The organism is Microcoleus sp. S28C3, assembly GCF_036700785.1.
Taxonomy (GTDB): Bacteria; Cyanobacteriota; Cyanobacteriia; order Cyanobacteriales; family Microcoleaceae; genus Microcoleus; species Microcoleus asticus.
The window spans coordinates 1-5438 of the sequence record NZ_JAUBPO010000044.1; the positions used below are offsets into that span (position 1 = coordinate 1).

Consider the following 5438-nt stretch of genomic DNA (forward strand, 5'->3'; position numbering starts at 1 on the left):
TAAATCCAAACTACCGAAAACTCCTAGAATACGGCTCTCTCAGAGCCTGACTCTCCCAAAATATGTCCGAACTGTTGAGAAAGTGGAGAGAGTTTGGACCAACAAATAAAAACCAGTCTCACTGCTAGCGCGAAAGAATGATTGCAAATGTTATGGTGGGCTAAAACTGGAGAAATCACGAGCGCATAAAACCCTTGCCGAACCTCTGGGACGCGATGCTTCAACGGTAACGGGCGTGGCTGCAAAAATATCGTCAAGGAGGATTGTCCCAATTGTTTGTCGTCAACAGTGCAAGAGTGAAAATCGCCCCACTTGAGTCTGCTAGGCTCTCGCCGGATTGCCAGAAACATTGCATTCGCAATTTACAGCGTATTCCAGGTTTATGAAGTACAGTAGCAGCAGCTTGTAAACCAGTTTTTAAAGTGCTTAGGATTGACCAAATCAAGGGCTGTAGCCAGCAAGATGTCAACCATCTTGGTGGTAGTTGGTGAGAACTGACGTAAAAAAGATTTGAGTTGCGACCACCATAATTCTATAGGATTGAAATCGGGAGAATAGGGTGATAAGTTCAGTAAACTAGCACCAGCGGCTTGTATCAATGGTTCAATAGTCCCCAACTTGTGAGCAGGTAGATTATCCATAACAACTACTGCACCCTCCCATAAGTTTGGGACTAAAAAATGTTCAATAAAGACTTCAAAAGCTCTACCATCCATTGACCCATTGAGCGTCATTAATCCTACTACTTTTTTTAAGCTAATTGCTCCGACAACTGTGACTTTGGCGCCCCGATAAAATGGTTTTAAATCGTAGACTCTACTACCACATATTGAACGTGCATGGGTTCGTGTTAACCCTAATAAAACGCCCATTTCATCCAAAAAAACGAGGTTGTCAGGGTCAATATTTTTCACTTGTTCCCAATATTCACACCTCAGAATTTGCACTCTTTCAGTGGCAGACTGACTACTGCGTATGGTCTTTTTTTTCGCGTTAAATTTTGTTTTTGTAATTCACGACACATCATGCTAGGGCTGACAGCTTCCTTGTAGTTCATAAGCCAATATTCACTTGGGTTCTGACAACGTGCTATCCGGATATTTTTCTACCATCTGGATCAATTCAGTTGTGCGCGAGTTTAACACACTTTTAAGACTTCCACCTTGTTTTCTGGGTTGAACATGACCAATGGTTTGTTTTTGTTTTAAGATTTTTTGAACAAACCCTTTACTCACATCAAATCTGGCGGCTACTTTTCTAATCGAGGTATCACCTTGTTCATAAATTTTAACTATTTTCTCACGCAACTCGATCGAATAAGGTTTCATTTTTTTCGCTTATGTACTAAATACAGTGTATTATACATACATGGAATATGCTGTATCAAACAAAAATTCAAAGGAGAAGTGTTTCTGATACTTATGGAATTGCGTGAACGACTGGCAGCAAGTTCTACAACAAATCACCCTAAACTGTGGCAGTTCGCTATCTTCTTACAATTTCATTCTTGAAGCTTTATTCTATGCAGCTTCACATTAATTTGGTATTAGAAACGATCGAAGTTTATATTGTCGGGATAGATGCTCCTGCTGTTGTTAAAAATAATTCTCAACTTATGACCAACTGGCAGGCTGTGCGAAGTCAATTTGGATACTCTTGCCCATACACCCAAAATTGGTTTTGGTTGTAAATGATATCTAGCACCATTGTCAAGAACAGGCTTTCCGATCTGTTCCACAACACATCAAGTTTCTTGTGCGGTGGGCCCCAGAGCCAGTCCGTGAAAGTTTGATTGAAAATGGTGCTAGATGTAAGATACAACTAACTATTTTCGGCAAGGACTAAAGGACACCCGGTGAAAGACAGATACACCGCAACGTTGCAAAGCTAATTTATGTTTAGCAGTTCCATATCCTTTGTTATTTGTCAAGTCATATTCAGGATACTTAACAGCCATCCGCAGGATTAATTCATCGCGCCAAACTTTCGCCACAATACTAGCAGCAGCAATCTGAATAGATCGCGAATCACCCTTTACCATCGTCTCTTGCTCGATCGCCAAATTGGGAATCCTTTGATTCCCGTCAACCAAACACAAATCAGGAGTAACATTCAGCTTCAGAATTGCGCGTTTCATCGCCAACAAAGAAGCCTGCAAAATATTCAAACGATCGATCTCCCGCACCGAAGCCGCACCAATTTGGCAGTCAACTGCCACAGCCCGGATTTTTACGGCTAACCGACTCCGGGCTGCGGCACTCAACTGCTTGCTGTCGCGCACCCCGCAACTTGCTAATTCATCGAGAACTTCGTCGGGCAAAATGCAGGCTGCAGCCACCACCGGCCCGAACAAAGCCCCTCGTCCGACTTCATCAACACCTGCAATTACCAGAGTGTTCGAGCCAGAGGGGAAAACGGGAAGATGGAAAGATGGGAATAGAGTAAAAATTTCTACTTCTTCCTTCTTCCCTCGAACCTCGGATTTCTTCCTTCTTCCCTCGGACTTCATATCACTCATCCAAAACGGCTGACGAGCGACGCCTGCGCCGCCGGTTGATAGCAGGCTCCTCGGGTTCGTTGGGTTCGCTGGGTTCGCTGGGTTCGCTGGGTTCGATCGGCTCATGCGATTCATGCGGCTCATGCGATTCATGCGGCTCGATCGATTCATTCGACTCATGGAGTTCAAACGGCTCATAGGATTCGTCCATCACATCGCTGGTTTCCTCGATATGAGCAAAATCATCAGTTTCGTCGATCGAACTCTCGCCGTAAATTTCAGCCTCATCATCCTCAGAAAATACAGGCTCAGCTACCGACATTTCTGGATAATAATCGCGTTCCTCAGCATTCTCAGCAGGCGCCGCCGGTTCAAATTCAAATTCGAGCTGCTCGAAAGGCGGCTTGTTCGGGGCCGCTCCCGGGAGAGTCACCGAAACGATCGCATTCTTAGGATTTTTGACGCTGCGATCCGTAAGCACCAAAGGAGAAACCCCCATCAGAGCATAAACATCCTGCTCCTCCGGCGTCATTTCCACCGAAATCACCTCCGGAGGCTCCACCATCGGCTTCATCAACTCAGACTTAGCGGGACGCACGCGATCGAAATCCTCGCGCCTGCCAACAGTCGCCATATTCACCAACCCGAAGCCCTCCGAAGCTGCCCGGATACCGGGGGGTGCCAGATACTCAGAGCGCGTCTCCGCAACGGGCGCGCTCGAAGTATTCGGCAGCCGCAACTTGCTGCGCACCGGTTCCTCCTCCGCCGGGAGGGCAAAAGGCTCTTCACCAATCCGGCGGCGGCGGCGGCGTCTCGTTCCGTTCCCCAAATCCTGATAGCTGGGATGGTTGAGCAAGTCCAAAGGCGAGGCGTTGCTGCCGGTCTCAAAATCCAAACTTTCGCTCTGAGGTTCCCAAGCAGCCCGAGCAGGTTCTGGGGGGCGTTCTTCCCGCACTGGTGCAGGAGTTGCAGCCGCCACAGGCGTCAAGCTGCGGCGTTCCAATCCTTCGGGCAAATTCAACAAAACGCGGTTCGACGTAGCAACAGTGCGATCGCTCGATTCCCGCACCGCTGCGGCGAAGTCTTCTTCCCCGGGCAGTTGCACCAGATGACCCAACCCGCTGCAAGTAGGGCAAGTGTGACCGAACAACTCATAAATATTTTGACCTTGGCGCTTGCGGGTCAGTTCTACCAGTCCCAATTCCGAAAGTTGAGCGATTTGCGGCCGAGCTTTGTCAGCTTTGAGAGCTTTATTGAAATGTTCCAGCACCTGCAACTGATCGCGGCGGGATTCCATGTCAATAAAGTCAACAATAATCACCCCGGCAATATTGCGCAACCGCAGTTGTCTGGCAATTTCCGTTGCTGCTTCGCAATTTGTCCAGAGTACCGTTTCCCGAGCCGTGGCCGATCGAGTAAACGAGCCAGAGTTGACATCGATCACCGTCAGCGCCTCAGTCGGCTCGATAATCACATAACCCCCCGAAGGCAAATCAACCCTCGGTCTGAGGGCTTCTCGAATCGCAGCGTTAACGCGGAAAAATTCTAAAATCGAGGCGCGCTCTCGGTGGTGGTCGATCAAAACTCCCGCAGGCAGTTTACCGCCGTTCCAGCTCATCAACTGCTGCTTCACCCGCTTAATTCCATTTTGCGAGTCCACCACAATCCGATTCACGTCACCGCTGAACATATCTCGCAGCACCCGCTGGATAAAATCGTCATCCCGGTTGAGCAGTGCCGGCGCCCGCGAGGTACCGCCTTCGAGTTGAACGGCTTCCCACTGTTTTTGGAGGACTTCCAAATCTTCCATGATGGCTTCTTCGGTCATCCCTTCAGCTTCGGTGCGCACCAGCAGCCCCATCCCGGCCGGTTTCACCAAAATAGCCAGGGCTCTAAGGCGGTTGCGCTCGGCTTCCGACTTGATCCGCCGTGAAAGATTGACTCCCCTGCCGTAGGGCATCAGTACCAAATAGCGGCCCGGCAGGGTAATGTTACCTGTCAGCCGGGGGCCTTTGCTGCCCGTCGGTTCTTTCATCACCTGTACCACCACTTTCTGCTGGGGGGTCAGGAGTTCTGTAATTGCTCCTGCCGAGCGTTTAAGGCGCAGCGGGCCGAGGTCTGTTACGTGCATGAACCCGTTACGTTCTGGGTCGCCAATATTGACGAATGCCGCATCTATCCCGGGGAGTACATTCTCGACTATTCCCAAGTAAATGTCGCTGACTTGGTGGCTCCCTGTGGCTACCACAAGTTCTTGGATTTGATCTTCTGAAAAGACGGCAGCAATGCGATGCTGCTCTGCTATAACTATCTGCTTTGTCATTCAATTTCCTCACAAAACTGGCAGCAAGTTAGAGACACTTACGCACTCATAGTGCCTCTGACTTTGACTGTAATTAGTAGTAGCTTGAAGAGTTATGAGCTGTGAGTTGGTGCAGGGAGGAAGGAAATTTAACTGTTGACCGTTCACCGTTCACTGTTAACTGTTACAGATAACTGTTCATTGTTAACGGTTCACTGTTACAGATAAAGTAGTTAAACCCGCCCGTACAGAGTTATGAGTTATGCTCAGCAGATAAATCTGAGAGATAGAAATAAGGAGGCTTTTATCGAGTTAGTAATATTGAGTTTTGAGTTGAGAATTGCGAAATCAATACTCAAAATCCAACACTTAGAACTCTTCCTTTGAACTCAGGGAATAAATTCAGTGACACCGTACCAATTTCTTAACACACAACTTAACACTACGAACTGATAACTCCGCTTGCGTGGTGGTTGAGGGCTGGTTTTGAGCGAAAGTAGGTAGGAGTGAAAGCGCCTAGACTTTTGTTGAATTCTTGCGCGATCGCACTCAACACACCCCTGATTGGCATTCGACTGCAACCTCCGCCCCTGCCAACCCTAAAACCTCGTCAATCGATTTTAGATTTTAGATTTTAGA

Annotated in this window: 6 protein-coding genes; 1 reads left to right on the forward strand and 5 read right to left on the reverse strand. The window is 48.1% G+C overall.

The genetic code is table 11. The annotated features are described in order from the left end of the window. Positions 1 to 380: 380 nt before the first annotated feature. Positions 381 to 914 carry a transposase gene (locus QUA13_RS14810; RefSeq protein ID WP_333199617.1) on the reverse strand — a complete coding sequence of 178 codons (534 nt, stop codon included), beginning with the start codon at positions 912 to 914 and terminating at the stop codon, positions 381 to 383. 153 nt (positions 915 to 1067) lie between these two features. Next, positions 1068 to 1328 (reverse strand): helix-turn-helix domain-containing protein, encoded by a 261-nt coding sequence (locus tag QUA13_RS14815; RefSeq protein WP_333199619.1) that lies wholly within the window; start codon positions 1326 to 1328, stop codon positions 1068 to 1070. 194 nt (positions 1329 to 1522) lie between these two features. On the opposite strand from QUA13_RS14815, the gene QUA13_RS14820 reads away from it, so the two are divergent. Continuing rightward, positions 1523 to 1690: a hypothetical protein gene (locus QUA13_RS14820; protein ID WP_333199621.1), complete on the forward strand. Its 168-nt coding sequence runs from the start codon at positions 1523 to 1525 to the stop codon at positions 1688 to 1690. 135 nt (positions 1691 to 1825) lie between these two features. On the opposite strand, the gene QUA13_RS14825 is transcribed toward QUA13_RS14820, so the two are convergent. The 3 genes from QUA13_RS14825 to QUA13_RS14835 form a co-directional block, all read right to left on the reverse strand. Further along, positions 1826 to 2509 (reverse strand): ribonuclease HII, encoded by a 684-nt coding sequence (locus QUA13_RS14825; protein ID WP_333199695.1) that lies wholly within the window; start codon positions 2507 to 2509, stop codon positions 1826 to 1828. A gap of 1 nt (position 2510) precedes the next feature. After that, positions 2511 to 4820 (reverse strand): Rne/Rng family ribonuclease, encoded by a 2310-nt coding sequence (locus QUA13_RS14830; protein ID WP_333199623.1) that lies wholly within the window; start codon positions 4818 to 4820, stop codon positions 2511 to 2513. A 421-nt stretch (positions 4821 to 5241) separates the two neighbouring features. After that, positions 5242 to 5370 carry a hypothetical protein gene (locus QUA13_RS14835; RefSeq protein ID WP_281363593.1) on the reverse strand — a complete coding sequence of 43 codons (129 nt, stop codon included), beginning with the start codon at positions 5368 to 5370 and terminating at the stop codon, positions 5242 to 5244. Between the last annotated feature and the right edge of the window lie 68 nt (positions 5371 to 5438).

Coding starts and splice junctions, on each gene's coding strand:
- QUA13_RS14820 (WP_333199621.1), top strand. CDS start 1,523: ATGCAGCTTCACATTAATTTGGTATTAGAAACGATCGAAGTTTATATT.
- QUA13_RS14825 (WP_333199695.1), bottom strand. CDS start 2,509: ATGAAGTCCGAGGGAAGAAGGAAGAAATCCGAGGTTCGAGGGAAGAAG.
- QUA13_RS14835 (WP_281363593.1), bottom strand. CDS start 5,370: ATGCCAATCAGGGGTGTGTTGAGTGCGATCGCGCAAGAATTCAACAAA.
- QUA13_RS14815 (WP_333199619.1), bottom strand. CDS start 1,328: ATGAAACCTTATTCGATCGAGTTGCGTGAGAAAATAGTTAAAATTTAT.
- QUA13_RS14830 (WP_333199623.1), bottom strand. CDS start 4,820: ATGACAAAGCAGATAGTTATAGCAGAGCAGCATCGCATTGCTGCCGTC.